This window comes from Gudongella oleilytica, assembly GCF_004101785.1.
GTDB classification, from domain to species: Bacteria; Bacillota; Clostridia; order Tissierellales; family Tissierellaceae; genus Gudongella; species Gudongella oleilytica.
In genome coordinates this window covers 200504-225525 of sequence record NZ_CP035130.1, presented here as the reverse complement: position 1 = coordinate 225525, position 25022 = coordinate 200504, and the positions used below count along the sequence as shown (strand labels likewise).

General features: G+C 43.5%; 23 protein-coding genes, 1 tRNA gene, 1 other RNA gene and 1 pseudogene. 7 read left to right on the top strand and 19 right to left on the bottom strand.

All coding sequences use genetic code 11. The features are described from left to right. Positions 1-6 precede the first annotated feature (6 nt). The 10 genes and pseudogenes from EC328_RS01035 to EC328_RS11785 form a co-directional block, all read right to left on the bottom strand. Positions 7-579 carry a nitroreductase family protein gene (locus tag EC328_RS01035; RefSeq protein WP_128425076.1) on the bottom strand — a complete coding sequence of 191 codons (573 nt, stop codon included), beginning with the start codon at positions 577-579 and terminating at the stop codon, positions 7-9. 137 nt (positions 580-716) lie between these two features. Further along, positions 717-1385: a PhzF family phenazine biosynthesis protein gene (locus tag EC328_RS01030; RefSeq protein ID WP_128425075.1), complete on the bottom strand. Its 669-nt coding sequence runs from the start codon at positions 1383-1385 to the stop codon at positions 717-719. Between the two features lie 114 nt (positions 1386-1499). After that, complete coding sequence (locus EC328_RS01025; protein ID WP_164905983.1) at positions 1500-2285, bottom strand: alpha/beta hydrolase; 786 nt, start codon at positions 2283-2285, stop codon at positions 1500-1502. 71 nt (positions 2286-2356) lie between these two features. Next, a complete protein-coding gene (locus tag EC328_RS11790) occupies positions 2357-2491 on the bottom strand; it encodes a hypothetical protein (RefSeq protein ID WP_276318543.1) in 135 nt (44 codons plus the stop codon). 234 nt (positions 2492-2725) lie between these two features. Next, positions 2726-2962 (bottom strand): hypothetical protein, encoded by a 237-nt coding sequence (locus tag EC328_RS01020; RefSeq protein WP_128425073.1) that lies wholly within the window; start codon positions 2960-2962, stop codon positions 2726-2728. Between the two features lie 99 nt (positions 2963-3061). Then, positions 3062-3298, bottom strand: a complete 237-nt coding sequence (locus EC328_RS01015; RefSeq protein ID WP_128425072.1) for a hypothetical protein — start codon at positions 3296-3298, stop codon at positions 3062-3064. 192 nt (positions 3299-3490) lie between these two features. Further along, on the bottom strand, positions 3491-4090 hold the full coding sequence (recR, locus tag EC328_RS01010; protein WP_128425071.1) for a recombination mediator RecR: 600 nt from the start codon (positions 4088-4090) through the stop codon (positions 3491-3493). A gap of 17 nt (positions 4091-4107) precedes the next feature. Then, complete coding sequence (locus EC328_RS01005) at positions 4108-4446, bottom strand: YbaB/EbfC family nucleoid-associated protein (RefSeq protein ID WP_128425070.1); 339 nt, start codon at positions 4444-4446, stop codon at positions 4108-4110. Between the two features lie 12 nt (positions 4447-4458). Beyond that, entirely contained in the window at positions 4459-6096 is a 1638-nt protein-coding gene (gene dnaX, locus EC328_RS01000) for a DNA polymerase III subunit gamma/tau (protein ID WP_128425069.1), read from the bottom strand. Between the two features lie 93 nt (positions 6097-6189). Beyond that, positions 6190-6378, bottom strand: a pseudogene (locus EC328_RS11785) (Rdx family protein); the annotation flags it as partial. Between the two features lie 163 nt (positions 6379-6541). Between EC328_RS11785 and EC328_RS00990 the strand changes: the two are divergent. Together EC328_RS00990 and ffs are read left to right on the top strand one after the other, a co-directional pair. Beyond that, positions 6542-6633: transfer RNA gene (locus tag EC328_RS00990), tRNA-Ser, on the top strand. 3 nt (positions 6634-6636) lie between these two features. Next, an RNA gene (gene ffs / locus EC328_RS00985) (signal recognition particle sRNA large type) lies at positions 6637-6902 on the top strand. Between the two features lie 111 nt (positions 6903-7013). Here the strand turns inward: ffs and EC328_RS00980 are convergent. Both EC328_RS00980 and kynU read right to left on the bottom strand, forming a co-directional pair. Beyond that, the gene (locus EC328_RS00980; protein ID WP_164905982.1) at positions 7014-8477 is read right to left on the bottom strand and encodes a DUF5050 domain-containing protein; all 1464 of its coding nucleotides are present in this window, start codon (positions 8475-8477) and stop codon (positions 7014-7016) included. A 136-nt stretch (positions 8478-8613) separates the two neighbouring features. Then, positions 8614-9894 carry a kynureninase gene (gene kynU, locus EC328_RS00975; RefSeq protein ID WP_128425067.1) on the bottom strand — a complete coding sequence of 427 codons (1281 nt, stop codon included), beginning with the start codon at positions 9892-9894 and terminating at the stop codon, positions 8614-8616. Between the two features lie 243 nt (positions 9895-10137). Between kynU and EC328_RS00970 the strand changes: the two genes are divergently transcribed. Beyond that, positions 10138-10944 (top strand): helix-turn-helix domain-containing protein, encoded by an 807-nt coding sequence (locus EC328_RS00970; RefSeq protein ID WP_128425066.1) that lies wholly within the window; start codon positions 10138-10140, stop codon positions 10942-10944. Positions 10945-11184: 240 nt separating this feature from the next. On the opposite strand, the gene clpB is transcribed toward EC328_RS00970, so the two are convergent. From clpB to EC328_RS00945, 5 genes are all read right to left on the bottom strand, one after another. After that, positions 11185-13758, bottom strand: a complete 2574-nt coding sequence (gene clpB, locus EC328_RS00965; RefSeq protein ID WP_128425065.1) for an ATP-dependent chaperone ClpB — start codon at positions 13756-13758, stop codon at positions 11185-11187. 14 nt (positions 13759-13772) lie between these two features. Then, the gene (locus tag EC328_RS00960) at positions 13773-14720 is read right to left on the bottom strand and encodes a DnaJ domain-containing protein (RefSeq protein WP_128425064.1); all 948 of its coding nucleotides are present in this window, start codon (positions 14718-14720) and stop codon (positions 13773-13775) included. 139 nt (positions 14721-14859) lie between these two features. Beyond that, a complete protein-coding gene (locus tag EC328_RS00955; protein ID WP_128425063.1) occupies positions 14860-15129 on the bottom strand; it encodes a metal-sensing transcriptional repressor in 270 nt (89 codons plus the stop codon). 11 nt (positions 15130-15140) lie between these two features. Then, a complete protein-coding gene (locus EC328_RS00950; protein ID WP_128425062.1) occupies positions 15141-15347 on the bottom strand; it encodes a heavy-metal-associated domain-containing protein in 207 nt (68 codons plus the stop codon). A gap of 16 nt (positions 15348-15363) precedes the next feature. Beyond that, positions 15364-17733, bottom strand: coding sequence for a heavy metal translocating P-type ATPase (locus tag EC328_RS00945; RefSeq protein WP_128425061.1), 2370 nt, complete (start codon positions 17731-17733; stop codon positions 15364-15366). A gap of 216 nt (positions 17734-17949) precedes the next feature. Here EC328_RS00945 and EC328_RS00940 point away from each other — a divergent pair, with 216 nt between their 5' ends. From EC328_RS00940 to EC328_RS00925, 4 genes are all read left to right on the top strand, one after another. Then, positions 17950-18168 carry a FeoA family protein gene (locus tag EC328_RS00940; RefSeq protein ID WP_128425060.1) on the top strand — a complete coding sequence of 73 codons (219 nt, stop codon included), beginning with the start codon at positions 17950-17952 and terminating at the stop codon, positions 18166-18168. A 52-nt stretch (positions 18169-18220) separates the two neighbouring features. Beyond that, positions 18221-20206, top strand: coding sequence for a ferrous iron transport protein B (gene feoB, locus EC328_RS00935; RefSeq protein ID WP_128425059.1), 1986 nt, complete (start codon positions 18221-18223; stop codon positions 20204-20206). A gap of 12 nt (positions 20207-20218) precedes the next feature. Continuing rightward, positions 20219-20476, top strand: coding sequence for a FeoC-like transcriptional regulator (locus EC328_RS00930; protein ID WP_128425058.1), 258 nt, complete (start codon positions 20219-20221; stop codon positions 20474-20476). Positions 20477-21520: 1044 nt separating this feature from the next. Beyond that, positions 21521-22975 carry a nicotinate phosphoribosyltransferase gene (locus EC328_RS00925; protein ID WP_128425057.1) on the top strand — a complete coding sequence of 485 codons (1455 nt, stop codon included), beginning with the start codon at positions 21521-21523 and terminating at the stop codon, positions 22973-22975. A 34-nt stretch (positions 22976-23009) separates the two neighbouring features. On the opposite strand, the gene EC328_RS00920 is transcribed toward EC328_RS00925, so the two are convergent. Both EC328_RS00920 and EC328_RS00915 read right to left on the bottom strand, forming a co-directional pair. Continuing rightward, entirely contained in the window at positions 23010-23636 is a 627-nt protein-coding gene (locus EC328_RS00920; protein ID WP_128425056.1) for a V-type ATP synthase subunit D, read from the bottom strand. 9 nt (positions 23637-23645) lie between these two features. Beyond that, positions 23646-25019, bottom strand: a complete 1374-nt coding sequence (locus tag EC328_RS00915; RefSeq protein ID WP_128425055.1) for a V-type ATP synthase subunit B — start codon at positions 25017-25019, stop codon at positions 23646-23648. Positions 25020-25022 lie beyond the last annotated feature (3 nt).

Genomic DNA, 25022 nt, shown 5'->3' with positions numbered 1-25022 from the left:
TTAAAATTACAGCTTCAGGATCAGCTCCTCAAGACTTCTCTTAGGAACGTGATGAACTCCGTTCTCATCTCTCCAATACTTTACATCCCCATCCGGTCCGATATCCTCCAAAACCACCTTTTCCTTGGGTTTACCCAGTGCTATTACAAGTAGTATTTCATATCGATCTGGGACATTCAGCTTATTCTTAAGATTTTCTTTATTGAAGCCTCCAAACATACAACCTCCATAGCCCTTTTCGACGGCCCCAAGAAGAATGCTCTGACATGCGATACCATGATTCCAGAATATGTTGGAGCTGATTTCCTTGTCGACAACCATAACTATATAGGCTGAAGGCTTCTCCCCTTCAACTGGACCGTCCCAATCCTTAAGATAGGCCGCCCACTTCAGCTCCTGAAATATCAATTCATTTTTGTCTGCAGTATTTGATATGATGTACTTCAGCTGCTGCATATTGGCGCCAGTAGATGAAAGTCTGGCAAGGTCTATGAATTCCAACAGCTCCTTCTCGGTGATCTCAACATTCTGGTAAAACCTTCTGTATGTCCTGTTTTTGATGATCAGGTCTCTAATCACGAAATCTCCTCCTCTTCATAGATTCTAACATATTTCCCGGTTATTGATGCCTCATTCCTGATTATTCCTTTAGTGTGCCACCATCATTTTTGTTTTACTTTAGCAGTTTTAATGCTTAAGATACAGACTTATCCAACTTAGGCAACTATCTTGTCCTTCCCACCACTTACAGCCCAAAATGGCACTATATGGCAGTGACCTGAACCGCAAACAGGATCCTCGGGTATATCAAGCTTAGGCGCAAAGGATCTTGATACGATGTCGTACTCTTTTCCCTTAGCTGAAATATGCAGGAGAAGTCCGTCAAGCTTTTTAATCTTTTCCATATCAGGAGCTGCACTCCTTACGTCATCTTCAGTTGGCAGGATACACAGCAGGTCTCTGCTCATATACGCCTCTAATGGTCTTACACCGATAGCCTCCGCCATTTCATCTGTGACTTCTACCTTTTTAAGCTTATCTGATGGGAAATCCATCTCCAATAGATCCCCCTTCTTAACAACTGTAAGAAGGCCGCTGCGAGTCTGAAATCTGACCTCATCTGCCTCAGGTTCGTAGAATCTTGTTATCACATAGGCTGTTGCAAGTGTAGCATGTCCGCACAGATCGATCTCTCCCCCTGGTGTAAACCAGCGAAGTCTGTAATCTGAGCCTTCCTTGAATGCATATGCCGTTTCGGACAGGTTGTTCTCCTCTGCGATATTTAGCATTGTATCGTCACCAAGCCACCGGTCCATTACACAAGCGGCAGCTGGGTTGCCTCCAAATACCTTGTCAGTAAATGCATCCACAACATACTGCTTCAATTTAGCCTCTCCCAAGTAATTTTTTAGCAACATCTCCCATATATCTCTTATTCACAGAATATATCTTCCTACGATCCCAATTGCTCAAACATTAAAGCTGCCTAAAGCTTTCCTTCAATCAAGCCCAAATAGATGGATCAAAGGCCAGTGCACTCGCCTTTGCCAATCAGTCTCTGTATGGGCTGCTCCTATTATCCAATGGGCTTCAATGCTTCCCTTTGAGCTGTCGTACAGGCTTAGTATATGTTCAACGACCTTGTCAAAGGATTTATCCAGGCTTCCCTCTCTTGTTCCCATGTCCATCCACATACGGCTATTTTCAATTGCATCCTGATTCATGTAAATTGTCTTGATGTTTTCCTGAGTGCTCCACCAGAACGAAGGAGATATTATTCCAAGCCTTCCGAACACATCGGGATGCCGAAAACCAATGTTGAATGTAACCAGCCCTCCCATTGATGATCCCATAAGACCTGTATCCTCTGGACCTGCCAATGTCCTGAAGTTCTTATCGATAACAGGCTTCAGCTCTTCTATAAGGAAGCCTTCATATAGTCTTCCCCTGGCATTTATCCTTTCTCCTTTATATCTGCCATTAAAGTGGGCGTATTCGCTTAGCCTGTCATGTCCAATGTTGTCGATCCCGACTATTATTAGCTCTCTTAGCAAACCCCTTTTGACCAGCTCATCATGGGTTTCATGTACCATCCATCCCACTCCCGCATAGGCTCTTTTGCCGTCAAATATATTCTGGCCATCATGCATGTATAGCACAGGGTAAAATTTATCGGTGGATTTAAAATAGCTCGGTGGTAAGTATATATTAATCTCTCTGGTGTTGTTTAGAATATTTGAGTAAAACTCATCTATTGTAACCATGCGCTCATCCGTTTCGAACATTGTCTGGTCTCCTAATAAATATTTATTCACCATAATGTCTCATAATGATAATATCAAATTCTTAGCCCAAGCTAAATAATATTATCCCTCTTCAGCTCCTTAATTGCATTTTTAACTGCCATTTTGATTATGAAATACAATACCAGAGCCGGTAAAGCGACGTATATTGGCAGTAAAATTATTCCTGCTGTCAGAACATTATTCATTTTTCAGTATCCTCCCCTTATTCCTCAGTCATTCATGCCAGGTCTATTTGTATCTAAACAACTTTCTAATTAATAGATAGAAGGCAAAGGTTATAACAGGTATTAATATAAAATATGCAAATAGACTTATTGGTGTAAATTTCACTTTTAACCCCTCCTCTTGTGATACCTTGCTGGTTGAGGTAATTTTGTACTTATGCACATAAAATAAATATTGTCCATCTATCAGCTCTATTACTTTCTTCCATAGTCATATTTGCAGAATGGACATTTTGGATAGTCTTTGTCATGCACTTCTCCACAGCTGGGGCACTTAATCTTTGTGATCAACTCATCCTTACGGTGGTAAAACTCAAGTTTCCCGCATCCAGGACACTGGTGCACATCAACCTGTATACCATTTGGAACCCTTCTCATCATAAGCATTTCAGGTTCACCAATCCTCAGCACAAGGTCTTTCACTACCTCCATCTCACTTCCACATCTCAAGCATTTCATCTCATCTTTCAGTGGTATCCCTCCTTATAAATCATGACATATAATTCTACTTATATGAGCTTATCGACCCGCTTACTTCCCCATGTAATATGACAGCAATGAAAACAGTAAGTTGGCGATCGCAATGCCAAGAAATACCAGGTCCAGGCTTAAATCACTCTTCTTTGAATTCTCCGAATCCGCTGCAGTAAACATGCTTTCACTGAATTTTGATGCAAGAAATCTATTGGAGCTGCCTCCGATCCCCATAAGACTTGCACTTCCATTCACCCAGCGAAAGGTTGGGCCCTCCTTTGAAACGTTAGACACTTAGTCATGCTTTTTATTAGTATACCACACGACTGGGATTAATATCCCATGACCTTCAATATAAATGACTATAAATGAATGTTCTCTTGCCTCTTGAACCTAAGCTGAATGTCTGCTTGACTATCAGCGGCAAAAATATAAGAGTAAGACGCTTTAATTGTCAGCGCTTACTCTCTGAATTTTTTCCTTCTGTTACATTTCTCTGCGACCTTCCATTGCACGTGCCAAAGTAATCTCATCAAAGTATTCCAAATCTCCTCCGACGGGAATTCCATGGGCTATTCTTGTGACCTTGACTCCCAAGGGCTTTATCAGCCTTGAAATATAAAGTGCAGTTGCTTCACCCTCAACTGTTGGATTTGTTGCGATGACCACTTCCTTTACCGTGTCGTCTCCCAGTCTGTTCAGGAGCTCCTTGATCTTTATATCCTGAGGTCCTATGTTTTCCATGGGAGAAATCGTTCCGTGGAGCACATGGTATAATCCCTTATACTCCCTGCTCTTCTCCATGGCTACAATATCCCTTGGTCCCTCAACCACACAAATAAGAGATTTGTCCCTTCCTGTATTGCTGCATATATTGCATACCGGTTTATCGGTTAGGTTTCCACAGACCTGGCAAAAACCTATCCTCTCCTTTGCCTCAAGAATAGCAGAAGAAAGCTTTACAGCCTCCTCAGAATCCATCTCAAGTACATAAAAAGCAAGCCTCTGGGCAGATTTTCTTCCTATCCCCGGAAGCTTTGAAAACTGGTCTATTAGATTTGCTATAGGTAAGGCGTAGTGATCCATCTGATCGTCCCCTTTTGTTAGAACAGTCCTGGGATATTCATGCCTCCCGTAACCTTTTTCATTTCGTCAGCAGCATATTGCTCTGCCTTTCTAAGGCCCTCATTTACAGCTGCAAGCACTAGATCCTGAAGCATTTCCACATCCTCCGGATCGACAACTGACTGGTCTATCTCTATGTCCAGAACCTCTCTCTTTCCATTGACAGTTACCTTCACTGCTCCTCCACCAGCTGTTGCCTCAAGCTCCTTTGCATCTATCTCCGCCTGGATCTCCTCCATCTTCTTTTGCATCTTCTGCATTTGCTTCATCATATTGTTCATATTTCCACCCATTCCCGGGTATCCGCCTCTTGCCATTTCAATTCCTCCTTATTTGAATTTGACTATATCTTTACCGAAAAAATCGACTGCTTCCTTAATTACCTCTTCCTTCGTAGCCTCAATTGACTTTTCAGGATAGTTCCCTGAATTATCCGGAACACAAGACTTCATAAGGATCATCAGCTCCACTGGCTGTCCGAAAAATTCAACGAGTATTCCTTCAAGAAATTCTTTGTTCTGCGGTTTGTTTACAGCATCTTTATGGAACTCAAAGCCATCCTTATAGGCAAGAGTGATCCTGTTCCCATTTACCTGAGCCACCTCTCCCTCCATAACAAGAGCATATATACTCATCTTACGCGTCTTTACCGTTTGAAGGAACCTTGGCCATGCCTTTTTTATGGACTCTATGTCAAGACCTGGCTTCTCTATAGATTCATCAGGTCTTTTCACCTCAGAGGTTTTAGGTGTTTCCTTCTTCTCCTCCACAGCAGGCTTTGACTCAGGGGATTTTTCAGTTTTCTTTACCGGTGTCTGACTAGGTTTTTGAATAGGCAAAGCTATTCCATCCTCAAGGGCTTTGACTCTCTCCTCAAGTGACCTCTCATTATTGAGTCCGACCAGCCTTATTGCTGCCATCTCGAGTATTATTCTTGGTTGGGTAGACCATTTCATGCTTGTGTCAGCATCTGCAAGTATCTGGAGTGACCTCATTATGTAGCTCAGCTCCATTTCACCTGACTGCCTTTTGCATACCTCCACCTCTCCCCAGTCTATCAACTGCTCCGGGTCGGCGGAGGTCTTGGCGATCATAAGATTTCTGTAATGATGGATCAGGTCCTTCAGGAAAAGTGAAGTGTCCTTCCCTTCCTGTATTATATGGTCGATCAGCTGAAGTACCTCATCAAGCTTCTCCTCTTTTATGGAGTCTACCATTTTGAAGATGAGCTCCTTGTTTGCTATCCCAAGGATCTTTAAGGCATCATCATAGGTTACTTTTTTGTCGTCGAAGGCTATGCATTGGTCAAGAAGACTTAATGCGTCTCTCATAGCTCCGTCGGAATTGGATGCTATAAGCTTGAATACCTTATCATCGACCTCTACTCCCATCTCAAGTGAGATCTTCCTCATACTGTCCTCCATGTCCCTTGAGGTCAGTCGTTTGAAATCAAACCGCTGACATCTTGAAAGTATGGTGGGGGGTAGTCTTTCAGGCTCTGTGGTAGCAAGCAAGAATATCAAGTGCTTCGGGGGCTCCTCAAGGGTCTTCAGCAAAGCATTGAAGGCCTCGTTGGTAAGCATATGGACCTCGTCTATTATATAGACCTTGTATTTTGCCCTTGATGGCGGATAGACGACCTTCTCCCTGAGTTCTCTTATATCCTCGATCTTCCTGTTGCTTGCAGCATCCATTTCTATGACATCCATTATACTTTCATCGAGGATCCCCTTACAAATATCACATTTATTGCAGGGGTTGCCATCCTTCGGATCCAGGCAATTGACCGCCCTTGAGAATATCTTTGCTGCTGATGTCTTCCCTGTTCCCCTTGTCCCTGAAAAAAGGTAGGCGTGCCCGACATTGCCCTTTATTATTTGATTTTTAAGTATCGTAGTGACATGTATCTGCCCAAGAAGCTCGTCAAAGGTCTTGGGTCTGTATTTCCTGTAAATTGCCTGATACATCGACATCATCCTTACCTTTTGATATGGTCCTATTATACCAAAAAAGCGCTCTATTTACATCAAAAATGTAAACAGGGGCCAATTGGCCCCAAATTATAGGTTATTTCTTACAAGCTCCTCTGCCTCTCCGTCCTCAGGGAATCTTCCCAGCTCAGCTTTTGAGAACAGAAGCTTATCGTCAAGGCTGATTTCAAATACACCACCTGATGACGGTACTACAGCAACTTCGCTTATCTTGTTTTTATGTTCGGAAAGAACTGCATCTGTCAGAGCAACTGCCCTGCCTCGATAGCCTCAGGATGTGCAATACTCTATTTTTAGTTTTTTAGCCATTGTAACTCCTCCTTTTAAGGTTTGTATTGATTTTACCCACTATGTCCCCTTAGCAAACGGAGTTGTTGACATGACCGATTTTTTAGTCTATAATGTAATCCTGTGGAAACATGGAGAGATGGCTGAGCTGGTCGAAGGCGCACGACTGGAAATCGTGTAGGCGTGATGAACGTCTCGAGGGTTCGAATCCCTCTCTCTCCGCCATTACCGTGCTAGATGGGGAGGTAGCGGTGCCCTGTACCTGCAACCCGCTGTAGCAGGATCGAATCCCTGGTCCCGGCATCTCTATTGTAAGGTCTGCCTCAAGTAAGTGGCGTTGACGGTTGGGTCCTACGCAACGGAAACTCATGAACCTCGTCAGGTCCGGAAGGAAGCAGCGATAAGTGAATATTTTCGTGTGCCGTGGGTGAGCCTGGCTCGAGCTAACTACTTGGGTAACGCTTGGAATAGGATCGCCAAAACCGGGTGCACGGTTACATATGAAAAGAGACCTTCGAGGTCTCTTTTCGCTTTTAAAATATTTATTTTAAATCTGCAAATCCAACTGCCAGCCTTCCACATGGTCACTGGAATGCTTTGAATCCTCAATCGACAAGCTCTATCTCTCCACTATCAAGATCTATCCTCTTTAGAGTTGGGTACTGGTTGTCTTCAAAGGAATGGAACAATAACCATTTCCCTACCTTGGTCAAGCCCTCAACACTGAAGGTTTCATAGTACATCTGATTTCCTGTACCGTCCTTTTGGATAAGGTACAGGCCATCTCCCGGGTACCCGACCTCTTCTCCGTGGATTGAGTAGAATATTCCCATGTCCGTAATGGTAAACGACGATATCTTTTGCCCAACCAATAACTCCGGAGCACTCGAATCATCCATATTTGCCCTATAAAGCCCATAATCATCACTGATGAAGTACATATAGCTGCCATCTATGACGATATCCCTTGCATAATCCTCAAGTTCTATCCTCCGGTCACTCCCATCCAGCCCGATGCTTTCGATCGATCCCTTGTCCTCATCCTTCTGCTCATGGCTAAAGTATAGCCTGCCATTATAAATTGAAATATCTGAGGACTCGACATCCAGAAATCTCTCGAGGCCTCTTCCGTTAAGGTCCATCCTGTAAATATAGAATCTGTCAGAAAAATTTATGAAGTATATCCATCCGCCCTCTATGTTTATATCCAGTAAATATCCTTGTTTATATATTATCTCATTAACAGTTCCGTCAGTCTTTATCCTGTTAATGCTTTGTCCACTCATATAATATATCCAGTCGTCGACGATATTTAGTCTGTTAATACCGCTTCCACTGGGCTTTTGGATGAGATAAGTCCTGTTTTTAAGATCCTTGTCTGCTTTTATAAGGTTTAGGTGGTCTTCAACATAGTAAATATTCTCCCCATCCTCTGCCCCATAACCGTAGTTATTGGTGTTCACCACTGAATTGCCCGGTTTGGAGGTATTCTTAAATTCTATCTCCTCAACCTTCTTCACGAAGGAGTTGTGTCTTATCATCTTGATCTTCCAGAACATCCCCATTTCGCCAAGAATAGGAATAGATACCAAGATTAGTATTAGAAGAGCTGTAATCACACTGGTCGCTCTCCTTGTCCAGATGCTACCCTTCCCCCTTATATCCTTAACGAGCTTATCCAGGTAGTAATGTGGTCCAGACATTTTGACCGATCCGTTGGAATATTCAGCCTCCACCACATCCTTGCCAAGTTTATTGTATGGAAAGTCGAATTTTGGTCTTAGTACCAGCCTGTTCTCTTCTTTTTCAACAACATTCCATCTTCCCTTGGAAATTTGAGCTTCTAATTTTTCAAAGGACTCTACGCTTTCGTCTATCACCATGTGTCTGTAGTTTAGCGCAGTAGATAAACCTATGATTGCTGCGTACATGGAAGCAAACATCCAGGAGAAGCTAAAGTCGAGGCCAAATATTACCTCGTAAACAAAGTATAGGGCTGCAATCAATGGAACTGAGAAAAAAAGGAGCCTTTTCCCAATAAGTATGATCATGCTATTCTTCCGTCTCATAAGCATCTCCTTTATGAATCATTATTTCTTTCGTATTAGCTATTATTGTAACATAATGAAACGTTAAAATCCTTCAATTATTACACTTTCATTGCAACAATAAAAAACACCGGGTCTCCCCGGTGTAATTAAATATCTATGCAACTGTTCCTCTGTTCCCGTCATATTTTTCATATTCCTTCGTCTCCATGATGTCTATTATGATGTCCACCAAGTTAAAAACATCCTCATATGACACGTAGAAAGCTATAGGTGCCAGCCTTATTACGTTTGGATACCTGAAGTCAGGTACAACTCCCCTTCCCTTAAGTGCCTTGTTTATCCTGATTGCGTCATCATGCTCAAGAGCTACATGACCTCCCCTTCTCTCGTCATCGGTTGGGTTGCCGTAGGAAAACCCATACTTTCTAAGCTTCTCGTCTATCAGATACATCAAATAGGCTGTAATGTTAAGAGATTTCGCTCTGATATTTTCTAAGCCTGCTTCGGCGAACATCCTCAGGCTGCCTTCAATTGGCGCCATGCTGAATATCGGCTGTGTTCCAGTCTGCCAAGCTCCGGCATATTCTGAGGGCTCAAATGTCTGGTTAAGATCGAACTGAGTCTCTTTCTTGTTGCCATGCCAGCCTGCAAGTCCGGGACCAAGCTTAAAGTGCTTCTCGTTTATATAAAGTCCCGCTATTGCTCCTGGTCCCCCGTTAAGGTATTTATAGCTGCACCATACCGCAAAATCCGGCTGTATCCGGGAAAAATCGTGAGGTACGCTGCCAATTGAATGACTCAGGTCGAAACCAACATATATTCCCTTTGCCCTTGCCGCATCAGCGATCTTTTTCATATCCACAAGGTATGAGCTCCTATATAGAACTGAAGGCAGCAGGATAAGACATACGTCATCTGTCATTGCCTCGATCATATCGTCCTCGAATATATTCTTTCCGTCACGGCTTCTAACTACCCTGACAGCATCCTCAACCGAATATCCATGAAGCTTGACCTGACTGTCAACTGCATATCTGTCTGTCGGGAAATTCAAATCGTCCACGATTATCTTGTATCTTTCCTTTGTTGGACGATAAAAGGTCGCGAGAGCCTTATGTATATTGATCGTTGTATTGGTGCATATAGTCACTTCACTGGGTTTTGCGTTTATAAGAGGAGCAGTCAGCTCTCCCAGCTTGTCCTGATATAGGAAATAGTTCACGTCTGGATGGGACCACACGTCTATCCCATGGGTTTTCCAGTTCTCAAGGGCCTCAAGGAGATACCTCTCAGCATCCCTGGAACATAGTCCAAGAGAGTTCCCATCCATATAAATGGTCCCGGGCTTTACATAAAACCTTTCCTTAAATGACCTTAGCGGGTCCTTGTTGTCCATATCGATTGCAAATTGCTTAGACGTTTCAAATTTTCTCATTTTTGCCCTCCTTTGAACATAAATAAAGATATGACTTACCCAATATACTAATCACAAAAGGTTATATGGAGATCTGATGTCATTTTGAGGACATTTCCTGGCCAAGCGGCCGCGAGCGGTCGAAAAATCGACTCAATCTCCATTACTTTAGTAATATTTGATTTTTATGTTATCACTATTGCATAACATTGTCAATATAGTTTATAATGTTAGTAAGGTCAGTCTGGATAAGGAGTGAAAGCGATGAATGAACAGGGGTTTTTTAACATAAATGAGGCAGCAAAAATGGTTGGGGTATCGCAAGCTACAATAAGAAATTGGGAAAAGAACGGACTGATCAAGTCCAAACGAAGAGACAACAACTACCGGGTTTTTGATTTCAGGGATATAGAAACCCTGAAGACCATTAAGCACTACTCTGCTGAAAGGGGAATGACTCAGGAGCTTATCAGGGAACTTGTTTCCAAGGATGACCTTACTTTTATTGAATCAGATGAGACCTCATACAAAAAAATCCATCATATAATGCTTAAAAAATATAGGGAAGACGAAGGCTACACCTTGGATGAGGTAGCTCAGGCAGTTGGAATTTCAGCCTCTTATTTAAGCAGGATAGAGCAGGGAAAGGCAAATGTTTCCTTCGAGGTCCTTGAAAAGCTTGCTGCCTTCTATGGAGAAAGTACCTTGAGATTCTTTGATATCAGAGAAGAAGTCCGAAATGAAATAGTTAGGAACGGGCAGGGAAAATTTTTGGCGTCCGGATTTAAGGGTGTAGAGATCCAGGCTCTAATTGGATCGTCTTCAAGCCCCCTTGATGTCATAAGGTTCTCGATCCAGCCAGGCTGTGGTGATTTCAAGGCACACTCCCATCGAAGCGGGAATGAGTTCATTTTTGTATTAACCGGACAGCTTGAGGTAGTTCTGGACGAGAGCTCGGCTCATTTATTGGGTGTGAATGATTCGATCCACTTCGAGTCGTCGAGAACACACAGGTGGTCGAATCCAGGAAAAGAAGCAGCAGATATTATTTGGGTACATTCGTATATTTAGAAACGAGATCCCTTCCGCTGCGCTAATTCACAACTCACAATGCACATTTCACAACATAACGCAAAAAACTTCAGGACATAGGTTACACTATATACTCCTTTACTTTGGGATATTAAGTGTTACCCATGTCCTGGTTAAATTAACTCATTGCCGATTGCGAAGTGCCCTACGATAGAAATGCCCAAAATCCTTGATTTTGTGGTATTTCATCAGGTGGGTATCAATTGTCCATTATTGTTATTACGAAACTACAAGCTGTCCATTCTGCACATCTATATTTATTGTATCCCCATCCTTGATAGAACCCTGGATAATCAAGCGGCTTACCCTGGTCTCAAGCTCCTTCTGGAGGAATCTTTTGACTGGTCTCGCACCATACTGGATATTGTATGATTTGTAAAGTATATACTCCTTAGCTGCACCTGTAACCTTAAGGTTTATGCTCCTATCCTTAAGTCTTTCCTCTATTTCCTCCAGTTGCAGATCGATTATCTGATAAATCTCATCCTTTTGAAGAGGCTTGAAAAGAACAGTCTCATCTACCCTGTTGAGAAATTCAGGTCTGAATACCCTTTTCATCTCATTCATAACAAGCTGCCTGACATTTTCCTCGATTTCACCCTTTTCAGATAACCCCTCCAGAAGATATGAGGATCCTATATTGGATGTCATTATTATTACTGTATTCTTAAAGTCAACAGTCCTGCCCTGATTGTCAGTCAATCTCCCATCGTCCAATACCTGGAGCAAAATATTGAATACGTCAGGGTGAGCCTTTTCTATCTCATCAAAGAGTACCACAGAATATGGTCTTCTCCTGACAGCCTCAGTCAATTGACCGCCCTCGTCATACCCAACATATCCGGGAGGTGCTCCTACAAGCCTGGAAACTGAATGCTTCTCCATATACTCGCTCATATCTATCCTGATCATATTCTTCTCATCGTCAAATAATGCCTGTGTAAGTGTCCTTGCAAGCTCTGTTTTGCCAACTCCTGTAGGCCCCAGGAAGATAAAGCTCCCGACTGGCCTGTTGATATCCTTAAGCCCAGCTCGCGCACGGAGAACTGCATCCACAACGGAATCCACAGCCTCATTCTGGCCTATGACCCTTTTATGGAGAATATCACCAAGTCCAAGGAGCTTCTCTCTTTCAGTTGCCAGAAGCTTAGATGTGGGTATGCCAGTCCATTTGGCAACAACATCAGCAATCTCCTCCTCAGTAACCTCCTCCTTGAGCATCCTCTCCCTGTCCTTGTCCTTATCCTGTGCCTCCTTAAGTCTTCTTTCAAGCTCAACTAAAGTTCCATACTTCAATTGAGAAAGCCGTTCAAGGTCATAGCTTCTCTCAGCTTCCTCGATTTCTCTTTTGACCTTGTCTATTTCCTCCTTGATATCCTTTTCTGCAAATATCTCCTTTTTCTCCTGCTCCCATTGGGCTTTCAGTAGGTCAAACTGCTCCTTAAGCTCAGAAAGCTCTTTACTAAGCTTTTCAAGCCTTGACTTGGAAGCTGCATCAGTCTCCTTCTTAAGTGCCTCCCTTTCGATTTCAAGCTGAAGAACCCTCCTTCTTACCTCATCTATCTCGGCAGGCATGGAGTCGATCTCGGTCCTTATCATCGCGGATGCCTCATCCATAAGGTCTATGGCTTTATCTGGAAGAAATCTGTCTGAGATGTACCTGTCGGAAAGTGTCGCTGCAGCTATGACCGCACTGTCTGATATCCTTATACCGTGGTGTATCTCATACTTCTCCTTAAGTCCCCTTAGAATGGATATGGTATCCTCTACCGTTGGCTCAGTCACAAGGACCTTCTGGAATCTTCTTTCAAGAGCAGCATCCTTTTCAATGTATTTTCTGTACTCATCCAGGGTCGTAGCACCTATTGTATGAAGCTCTCCTCTTGCAAGCATCGGCTTCAGCAGGTTCCCTGCATCCATTGAGCCCTCTGCGCGACCGGCTCCAACGATGTTGTGAATCTCGTCGATGAAAAGCAGGATCCTTCCCTCAGATTTTTGTATTTCATTCAATACTGCCTTAAGCCTTTCCTCAAACTCTCCACGGTACTTTGCTCCAGCAACGAGAGCACCCATATCAAGGGCAAATACGGTCTTATCCTTTAAGCCCTCCGGCACGTCCCCATTGACTATTCTTTGAGCCAGTCCTTCAACAATTGCTGTCTTTCCAACCCCAGGGTCACCTATCAACACTGGATTGTTCTTGGTACGCCTGGAAAGAATTCTAATTACGTTTCTTATCTCCTGGTCACGACCAATAACAGGGTCAATTTTGCCCTTCTTCGCATCTTCAACCAGATCCCGGCCGAATCTTGCCAGGGCTTCATAGGTCTCTTCAGGATTATCAGATGTAATCGTCTGACTTCCCCTGACCTTCATAAGAGAGCTTAAAAACCCATCCCTTGTTATTCCATACTGCTTGAATATTTCCTGTGAAGCAGTTCCCTTCTGGCTAAGCAGAGCCAGATAAATGTGTTCTACCCCAACATATTGATCCTTGAAGTTCTTGGCCTCTTCCTCAGCATCCATAAGGACCTTAGTGTAGGTCCTGCCAGGGTATAGACTGCCTCCAGTCTGTTTTGGCAATCGGTCAAGCCTATCCAGAACAACCTTCCTGACCCCATCCCAGCTGATCCCCATCAGGCCCAGGACCCTTGGAACAAGTCCTTCACTATTCTCGATGAGTGCATAATGAAGATGGAGCTCCACAAGCTCAGGATTACCAAGCCTCATGGCTGTGTTTTGTGATTCCTGTACTGCTTCTATGCTTTTCTGTGTGAATTTATTTAGATCCATTTTTCTTCCTCCTGCTATTCATTTCTTGGATTGTATTTGACCCTCTCAGCCAGCTTTTCGTAAAGCTTCAAGGCCTCCTCGTCAAGCTGAGGAGGGTTTATTATTTCTATTTCAACATAAAGATCTCCTGCATTCCCCTGCATGTCGATATATCCCTTACCTGGCAGCCTCATCCTCTTGCCGGCATGAGTGTTTTTTGGGATGTCAAGCTTGATTTTTCCGGATAAGGTCTGAACAACTACCTTAGTTCCAAGAGCTGCCTCCCAGGGAAGCACCTGCACTCTCTTTGTTATGTCCAGCCCTTCAAGCTTCGTATTAGCTTCCTCTCTGAAGCTGACCTTAAACAGGATGTCCCCATCCAGACCCCATTTATCTCCCTTGACCTTGATCTTTTTGCCAGGGGTAATGCCCTTTGGTACCTTTACCCTGATATTCTTGTGGGTACCCCCAATATTAAGGGTTACCTCCCTTTCTCCTCCTGTATAGCCCTCCAGAATAGATATCTGAAGCTCAGACTCGTAGCTCTGCCTTTGGGGCTCTCTGGTCCTTCTTCCTCCGGCTCTGCCGCCGCCGAAAAGATCGCCTATGTCGAAGCCGCCTCTGCCTCCCCCCGCTCCACCGAAGAACATGTTGAAGAAGTCGCTGAAGCCGCCTGCATCACCTGAGGAGTAGGTGTAGGTCCTTCCTCCCTGGCCGAAGTCGAAGCCGTATTGGCTTGGATCGAAGTTTTGACCGTTGGAGAAGCCATACTGACCAAGCCGGTCATATTGCTTTCTCTTTGTATCATCGCTGAGTACCTCGTAAGCCTCGTTTATTTCCTTGAACTTCTCCTGAGCCTTATTGTCTCCCGGATTCAGGTCCGGGTGATATTTTTTGGCCAGCTTTCTGTAGGTTTTCTTGATCTCATCCTGTGTTGCTGTCTTTTCAACACCCAGTATATTATAATAATCCTTATATTCCATAAAATCATCTCCAATGATATCTTTGACTTTCTTTGACCTTTAATTGAATTATATTAAAAAAACTTAAAATTTGCAATATGTATATACCCCTGTGCGAAAAAAATAACCCCCCTGGACTTAGTCCAGGAGGGCAGCATCGTTACTTTATATACTTGTCGATTATATTGATTATCTCTTCTATTTTCTCATCGCCCTGCTCTCCGCCTTCAAGGATCGCATCCGAGACACAGGTCCTGATGTGGCCATTAAGCACATCAATGTTTGATTTCTTCAAAAGGCCTATTACAGATAGTATCTGGGTGGATATGTCCACACAGTACCTGTCTTCCTCGATCATCTTTATAATCCCGTCAAGCTGGCCTCGTGCGGTCTTCATTTTGCTGAGCGCTGCCGCTTTCCCCTGGTTCAAAGGATCAACCCCTATTCAATGGATACTACTTCGTAGCCTGCATCGTCAATAGCTTCCCTTAAGGCTTCGTCTGCCAAAGCCTCTCCTACAACTGTCACCTTGCCGCTTTCAAGGTCAACCTCAACCGTCCCAACTCCATCCAATCCCGTAAGAGCTCTCTTTACCGCCATAACGCAGTGATTGCAGCTCATGCCTTCTACTTTTAAAATCTTTTCCATTTTTACCATCCTTTCATTATTTGAAATTTCTCAGTCTAAGCGAATTCGTTACGACGGAGACCGAGCTGAATGCCATCGCAGCCCCTGCGATCATTGGATTCAGGAATCCAAGTGCAGCAAATGGGATCCCTACCGAATTGTAGAAAAATGCCCAGAAAAGATTCTGCTTGATGGTCTTCATAGTTCTGTGACTTAATCTTATAGCAGTCACTACTCCTGAAAGATCTCCCCTCATAAGTGTAATATCAGCTGCCTCCATTGCCACATCCGTTCCGGTGCCTATTGCAAAGCCCACATCAGCTGCAGCAAGTGCAGGAGCATCGTTTATGCCGTCACCAACCATTCCCACATGTTTGCCTTGACCCTTAAGCTCCTCAACCTTCGACGCCTTGTGTTCGGGAAGTACATCTGCAACCACGTTGCCGATTCCCACCTGAGATGCTATAGCCTTTGCTGTCCTCTCATTGTCACCTGTTATCATATATACCTGCAGACCCATATCCTGAAGCTCCTTGATAGCAGTCAGTGAGGTATTCTTTATTTGATCCGCAACAGCTATGATCCCAGCCAGCTTGCCATCCACTGATACAATCATCGCGGTCTTGCCCTGCTCCTCCAGGGATGATATTTCATCCTCCATTCGTGTAAGGTCAATACTCCCTTCGTTCATCAGCTTTCTGTTCCCTATAAGGACGTCCCGGCCTTCGAATTTTGCCTTCAATCCCTTGCCTGGGACTGCTGCAAAGCTTTCTGCATCCTTGAGCATAACAAGCTGAGATTCCGCATAGCCTACGATGGCTTGACCCAAGGGATGTTCAGAGGTTTTTTCAACAGATCCTGCGATCCTTAAAAGCTCATTTTCGTCAAAGCCGTTCACGGCTTCAACGTCGGTTACCTCTGGCTCACCTTTCGTTATGGTACCTGTCTTGTCGAATATTATGGCATCCATTTTATGGGCCATTTCCAGATGCTCCCCTGATTTGATTAAAATACCGTTCTCTGCGCCTTTTCCAGTTCCAACCATAATTGCAGTTGGCGTAGCAAGTCCGAGAGCACAGGGGCATGCTATTACGAGTATAGCAACCGCGTTGATAAGCCCTGTGTTGAAATCCCCTAAGAAGTAGAAAATCAGGAAGGTTACCAAAGCAATAACGAGCACTGTAGGAACAAATATTCCTGAGATCTTATCCGCAAGCTTTTGTACTGGAGCCTTGGAGCCCTGAGCATCCTCTACCAGCCTAATTATCTGAGACAACACTGTATCCTTTCCGATCTTTGTCGCCTTAAACTTGAATGCTCCAAATTTATTTATTGTCGCCCCTATTACCTGGTCGCCTTCCTTCTTATCCACAGGTATGCTCTCACCGGTTATCATGGACTCGTCAAGAGCCGATGAACCTTCGACGATTATCCCGTCGACCGGAACCTTCTCACCAGGTCTTACAACTATAATGTCCCCGACAAGGAGGTCATCGATATCTATATCCATCTCGGTATCGTTTCTTATTACCCTTGCCGTCTTGGGCTGAAGCCCCATAAGCTTCTTGATTGCCTCAGAGGTCTTCCCCTTCGCAATTGCCTCAAATAGCTTGCCCAGTACGATCAAGGTGATTATTACAGCTGATGCCTCAAAATAATACTCATGGACCATGTTGAATAAATTGTAGATGCTGTAAAAATATGCAGCTGAGGTTCCAAGGGCAATCAGCACGTCCATGTTAGCTCCTCCGCCCCTGACGGAGTGATAAGCTCCCCTGTAGAACCTATAGCCGATTATAAATTGGACCGGTGTTGCAAGTGCCCACTGGAAGTAGCCATTCGTCAGTATATTAGTTTGACCTGCCATATGGAAAAACATTGCTGCGACAAGTGGAGCAGTAAGGATCAGAGATATGATGAACGATGTTTTAAGGGATTTTATCTCCTTTTCCCTCATTTGCTTTTCCTTGTCAACATCAGATTCCCTCTGTACCTGAGCCTTATAACCAGCTTTCTCTACAGCAGCTATAAGGGCAGAAGTTTCAACCACTCCTGATGGAAAATCTACAATAGCTTTATTTGTTGAGAGGTTGACGTTAACTTTCACGACTCCCTCAACCTTGCCTAACATTTTCTCCACTCTTGCGGAACATGCCGCGCAGGTCATTCCCTCCACCAATAGAGTCTCCCTTGCAAGGGGGACCTCGTAACCAGTCTTCTCTATGGTTTTTACGATCATATCCTTATTGGTCGCTGCAGAGTCGAATTCAACTGTGGCCTTGTTTGCAAGGAGGTTGACGTTTGCCGAGGTCACGCCCTCAAGCTTATTCAATGATTTCTCGATCCTTGCTGAGCAAGCTGCACAGGTCATTCCAACAACATCGACCGTAAGCTTTTCAGTACTCATGGTATCATCCTTTCATTTCTATCCCCCTCCCCTGGGGGGTAGGTTCAATTTAATAATACTACGCCTATATATCGATGTCAATGAATATTTTAGAACCGTCCCCAATGTCTCTGAAAAAACTCTTGCATATCATGTACGAATAATATATTATGATAATGAGAATAGTTATCAAATTAACATGCGCTCTATCTTACGTAGAAAGGTTTTGGTGATCCTATGGTACTTTCAAGTCTCAAGGCCAACCATAAATGCAGAGTTAGAAATATCGCAGGCGGTGGTTATGCACGCAGAAGATTATATGAGCTGGGCTTTATCACAGGTGCTGAGGTCAAGGTCATCAAGAACGACTTTGGTCCTGTTATTGTGTCTCTTTCCGGGAATAAGCTTGCCATAGGAAGAGGTCTTGCTCAGCATATTATTGTGGATTCTGAATAATTTTTTTAATTTTTATTGATATCGATTATCAATAAAGAAGGGACGTGAATCGATGTACACAATTGCTTTGGTGGGTAATCCCAACAGCGGGAAAACCACCTTGTTCAATGCTCTGACTGGCTCGAACCAGCATGTTGGAAACTGGCCAGGTGTGACAGTGGAGAAAAAAGTAGGCTCCCTAAAGCATAAGGGAGCTATTTATAATGTTGTGGACCTTCCCGGCACTTACAGCCTTGGAGCCTATTCGGACGATGAGCTGGTTGCCCGGGATTTTGTCGTAAAGGGACAGCCGGATGTAGTAATAAATGTAGTGGATGCTACAAATATAGACAGAAATCTATACCTCACCACTCAGCTTCTAGAGATGGGTGCAAATGTAGTCATTGCCCTGAATATGATGGACGAAGCCAGCATGAAGCAAATAGATATTTCGATCGAGAACCTTTCGAGATCCCTTGGAGTACCTGTCGTTCCAACAGTCGCCGCCAGGAAGAAGGGCATAAACCAGCTTCTTGATGAGGTAGTCAATGCTATTAGCGCAGGTCGCAAGCCAAGCGATATCGTCTACGGCGAGGAGCTTGATGAAAAAATCATGAAGCTAACTGAAATAATTAATGTCAGGGAATACCAGTATCCCTCAAGGTGGATCGCCTTAAAGGCTCTCGAAGGGGATCCTGAGATAAAAAGGCTTATCGCAGATAATAAAAAAGCTCAGGAATTTATATCAAGCATATCAGGCGAGGGCACTGATCTTGAGCTGGATATCATCGACAGCAGATACAACTACATAAACAAAATCGTAAGAGCAAGCGTTAAACGACCGGAAAATGAGATCGTTACAACAACAGATAAGATTGATAAGGTGCTTACAAGCAGGCTGTTTGGCCTTCCAATATTCGGGCTGATCATGTACATTGTATTCCAGCTGACCTTTGTTATCGGATCAGACTTTTTAGGAGGATATGTCGAGTCCTTTGTAGGTATGGCAGGCAAAGGCCTCAGCTCATTGTTGATTTCGATGAACTCACCTGAATGGCTTGTATCTTTCGTAATTGAGGGCTTCATAGGAGGTGTCGGTTCAGTGCTGGTGTTTGTACCTCTTATAATGGTGCTTTATTTCTTTCTGGCAATTCTCGAGGATACAGGCTATATGGCAAGAGCAGCCTATATAATGGACAGTATTATGAGAGCGGTGGGGCTCCACGGAAAGACCTTTATTTCCATGATAATCGGCTTCGGCTGTAATGTGCCAGGAATCATGTCAACAAGAACCCTTGAAAACAAACGTGACAGGATGATCGCAATACTAATAAACCCCTTTATGTCGTGCGGGGCAAGACTGCCAATATATCTAGTGTTTATAGCAGCTTTCTTCCCAAATAATGGAGGCCTGGTGCTTTTCATAATTTATGCATTGGGGATCGCTGTCGCCTTGTTGATGGGCAAAATCTTCAGCAAGACATTATTCAAGGGAGAATCCTCACACTTTATCATGGAGCTTCCTCCCTATCGTCTTCCGCAGGCATCCAGTGTTCTAAGAGATATGTGGGAGAAGGTATGGGACTTTATAAAGAGAGCTGGAACAGTTATTTTTGCAGTAGTCTCATTCTTGTGGATCCTTTCAGTGCTGCCGGTTGGCGTCGAACCCTACTCACAGGAAAGTATACTCGGCAGAATAGGTCAATTCATTGCACCGCTGTTTGTACCGGCAGGCTTCGGCAACTGGCAGGCATCAGTCAGTCTTTTTGCTGGAATAGCTGCCAAAGAGGCAGTAGTAGCAATACTTGGAATGGTCTATGCAGGAGTCAGCGAGGGAACAGAGCTTATAACAGCTATCCAGTCAGCATTTACTCCACTTTCAGCTGTATCCTTCCTCGTTATGACATTGCTTTACACACCATGCGCTGCTGTGATCGCAACTGTGAAGAAGGAGACCAATTCCTGGAAATGGGCGGCTTTTATGGCTGTTTACCCATTTATCCTGGGATGGGTGTTTAGTGTTGTAGTATACCAGGTGGGCAGTATACTGGGCTATTAAGGAGGGCTCCAAATGCTTAAGGAAGTACTAAGGGAAATCAAGGAGGTCAAGGTTTACTCCAAGCCTCTTATTGCACATAATCTAAAAATATCTGAGGAAGTCCTTGACGATATGTTAAGGCAGCTTATAAGGATGGGTTATCTTTCGGAGGATCTGGGCTCCCCGACCTGTGAAAGCGAGTGTGCCGGTTGTCATGTCTCAAGCTGCAGCATAACTCCAATAAAAATGTTATCTGTGACGAAAAAAGGAGAGAAGCTTTTAAGTCAGTGAATAAGTAAGAGTGAAAAGTGAATAGTTGTGCAAAAGATTAGATCCCTCGACTACGCTCGGGATGACAGGAAATGAGTCATCAGAACGGATAGAGGGATTTTTTGATTTCAACTTTTAACTTCAAAAATTATTAAAATTAGTTAACATAATTTTTTATGTTTAATCTGTTTAGAAAAAAATATGTGGGTATAATATACATACAAATCATTATATTAATTCAATGCTTCATAGAAGCGATGATTTGTATAATGGTTTTATAGGACTTTGATAACTGCATCCAACAAAACAACCAATCAATACTCGGCGTTGAAAAATCAGACCTTGAAAAAGTCTGAACTCGCTTCATCGGATATTGAGGCTTTTGATCCAAATTCAATCGAGAGATTGAAAGAATGCTTCACCTATTTTTATAGCATCACCAATGCAGGATTCCGAAATCAATTGTGATCAGGAAACTCTGGATAGTAAAGTTGCGAAGATAGATAAAGTAGTGAAACTTGTTTAAGATGTAAAAAGTTTTGAATTAGCTTGCTGCTCCTATGTTCAAAGTTACTGGTTCACAAGTTTCAAAATAACAGTTGTTTGGATTGAACGCAGGTAATGTAGTAAAGAAGGAAAAGCAGTTGCGTTATCGAAATGCCTGTACAGACGTACAGGAAGGAAACACTTGTAGTACGAGCAGCGGCTTTGAAAGATGAACCACTTGTAACACAAGTAGTAAGTTTAGTAAGAGTAGCTTGTAGTATAAGTAAAATGTAGTACTCAGGCCGATAGGCTTGAAAAAGAAACACAACTAAATAAACTTATTAGGTTATAAGATTAGAGTTTGATCCTCTGTAATCTAAATTAAGGAGAGTAGATTGGATAAAGTGATTGAACCAAAAAGTTCTCGTTGGAGCAGTTATCGTAAGTTCTATTTATAAAGAGGGATCATTCAGGTAGTTGATGGATAATCCCTCTTATATATTTTTAAAATACCGGTATCCTTGAATTTCCAGTTCTACAAGTCTATAATGATATTAATATATCTAAAGGAGACTCGTGATGAACAAATTAGATTGGGCGGATAAACGGAATTTGACTATGCTGGCCGACTTCTACGAATTTACCATGGCCAATGGTTATTTGGAAAACGATATGGAGGAAAAAATAGGCTACTTCGACATGTTCTTCAGGTCCATCCCTGACGACGGTGGTTTCGCCATTATGGCTGGAGTTGAGCAGCTTATCGAATACCTCAAGAATCTGAAGTTTGATAAAGATGATCTGGAATATTTCAAAAGCAGAGGTATATTTGGAGAAAAGTTTATAAACTATCTGAGAGACTTTACTTTTTCCTGTGACGTGTGGGCAATACCTGAGGGAACTCCTATATTTCCAAAGGAGCCGATAGTAATAGTGAGAGGTCCCATTGTCCAGGCTCAGTTAGTCGAGACCATGATACTACTTACTATCAACCATCAATCCCTAATAGCCACAAAGGCAAACAGGATCGTTAGAGCAGCAGCCGGAAGAGCAGTAATCGAGTTCGGTTCCAGAAGAGCTCAGGGCTATGAGGGAGCGATCCTGGGAGCCAGAGCAGCCTATATAGGAGGCTGTATCGGAACAGCAAACACAATCGTAGACCGCGACTACGATATCCCTGCCATGGGCACAATGGCGCACAGCTGGGTACAGATGTTCTCCACTGAGCTGGAGGCCTTCAGAGCTTATGCAAGGATCTATCCTGACAGCTGTACCCTATTGGTAGATACCTACAACACGCTTGGCAAGGGCATCCCAAATGCCATCAAGGTGTTTGATGAAGAGGTTGTTCCCAGAGGCTTCAGACCCAAGGCAATAAGGATAGACAGCGGAGATATTGCATATCTTTCGAAAAAAGCAAGAAAGATGCTTGATGATGCAGGATATCAGGATGTAAAGATAATGGCATCCAGCAGTCTGGATGAATTCGTCATAAAGGACCTTATTACCCAGGGTGCTCAGGTAGACAGCTTTGGAGTTGGAGAAAGACTTATAACTGCAAAGTCAGAGCCGATATTCGGTGGGGTCTACAAGCTGGTAGCAGTAGAGGACAACGGTGTGGTAACTCCAAAGATCAAGATCAGCAATAATGTTGAGAAGATAACTACTCCAGGCTTTAAGCAGGTATACAGGCTCTATAGAAATTCAGATAAGAAGGCGATAGCAGATGTTATCACCCTTCATGATGAGAAAATTGACGAATCAGGCCCATATGAGATCTTCCACCCATTGTTCACATGGAAAAGAACGACCTTGACGGACTTCTATGCCAAGCCACTTCTCGTTCAGCTGTTTAAGGACGGTCAATGTGTATATGAGAGTCCTCATGTAACTAAGATCAGGGATATTTGCAAGGCAGAAATAGATACTCTCTGGGATGAGGTCAAGCGTTTCGAAAGGCCGCATGAGTATTTCGTAGACCTTTCACAGGATCTTTGGGATATAAAGGATACACTATTAAAGGAGCATAAATAAAATTTGCCGGAGGATCGATCCTCCGGCATTTCTGTTATTTCTTCTTTTTTGTTTTGCTCTTGACCCTCTTGAGTCGGAAAAAGTCCTCTCTCTCCTTCTCCTGAAGAACCTCGTCGATATACTTGATTGTCGATTCATAACGAGGTATCTGTATCTTATCCAGGGCGTTGGCCCTCTTCTGAGTCTTTTTTATCTCCATAGCCAGTTTGTAGACAGAATTCTCGACCTCTGCAAGCTCATAAATGAGTCCTCTTACCTGTATAAAGCTTAAAACTGCCTTGTCGAAGGCTGAGTTGGTCCTGAAAAATCCATACTCAGTGGTAAATGGTTTTTCTTCCCTTTTGATCATCGGGACCTCAACACCCATGACTGACTTGAAAAGTATCTGAAAGTCTGATTCCTTCTCAATGGACTGTGCTATCTCCTCAACGGATTCTGATCCCATGGTTATATTTGCAAGCTTGAGAGCATCATAAGCTTCAGAAAATGTCTTTTCGATTCTCTCCTGAAGGCTGCTTGCCGAATCGATCAGAGACATCATTTCCCTAATAAGGACAGTCCTCTTCTTATCCAGGAGCTCAAAGCCCTTCTTCGCAAACTTAAGGGAGTTCTTTGACTTTATCAAGTTGGCTTTTGTTGGAGTTATTTTATAAACTGCCATTGCCTCACCCTATTTCATATACTTTTCGATCATTTCAGGCTTCAGGCGGTCTAACTCTTCTCTTGGCAGAAGCTTTAGAAGATCCCAGCCCAAATCCAGCGTATCGTTCATATCTCTGTTCTCATTGAAGCTTTGGGTAACGAATCTCTTCTCAAAAGCATCTCCAAACCTCATATACTTCTTATCCTTGTCAGAGAGATCCTCCTCACCGACTATCTGAGCCAGTGCTCTTACCTCCTGAACCTTGGAATAGGCTGAGAACAGCTGGTTCGATACCTCAGGATGGTCCTCCCTTGTAAAGCCCTCTCCAATACCGTCCTTCATAAGACGGGATAGTGACGGCAGCACGTTTATTGGAGGGTAGACTCCCTTTTGGTAAAGCTCTCTTGCAAGTACAACCTGTCCCTCGGTGATATAGCCTGTAAGGTCAGGGATCGGGTGTGTTATATCGTCATTTGGCATCGTAAGTATTGGAATAAGAGTTACCGATCCCTCAACCTCGTGGATCATACCAGCTCTTTCATAGAGGGCAGCCAGGTCTGAATACAGATATCCCGGATAACCCCTTCTACTGGGAACCTCCTCTCGAAGAGATGAAACCTCGCGAAGTGCCTCCCCATAGCTTGTGATGTCTGTCATAATTACAAGAACGTGCTGATTTTCCTCATAAGCAAGGTATTCAGCTGCAGTCAGGGCGCATCTTGGAGCGATTATCCTCTCCATGATCGGATCGTCTGCATAGTTTATATACATAACTACCTTCTCCTGGACCCCAGCCTTTTTAAAAGCTTCCTCAAAGAAGAATGCCTCGTCGTGCTTAACTCCGATAGCAGCAAATATGATGGAGAAATTATTATCCCCATCTTTGGACTGGATCTTTGCTTGTCTTACTATCTGAGCAGCAAGCTCGTTGTGCGGAAGTCCTGCACCTGAGAATATTGGAAGCTTTTGCCCTCTGATAAGTGTAGTCAGCCCATCTATTGATGATATTCCTGTTTGGATATAGTTTCTGGGGTACTCCCTCGAAACCGGGTTTATTGGCCTTCCGTTTACGTTGTAGGTCTTATCGGAGTAGATATCTCCTCCTCCATCGATAGGTCTTCCTATGCCGTTGAAGGTCCTTCCAAGGATCTTCCTGGAAAGAGGTATCTCAAAGGGCTTGCCTTTAAAGCTCACCTTTGAGTTTTCAATGGACATTCCCATGGTAGCTCCAAAAACCTGGACTACTACCTTATCCCCATCGATCTTGATAACACGACCAACCTTTCTATCCCCCAGCTGGTCTTCTATCTCAACTATTTCTCCATATCCGACTCTGTGTATCTTTGAAAGCTCAATAAGAGCTCCCTGTACTCTATCTAGTTTTAAATATTCTCTCTTCATCCT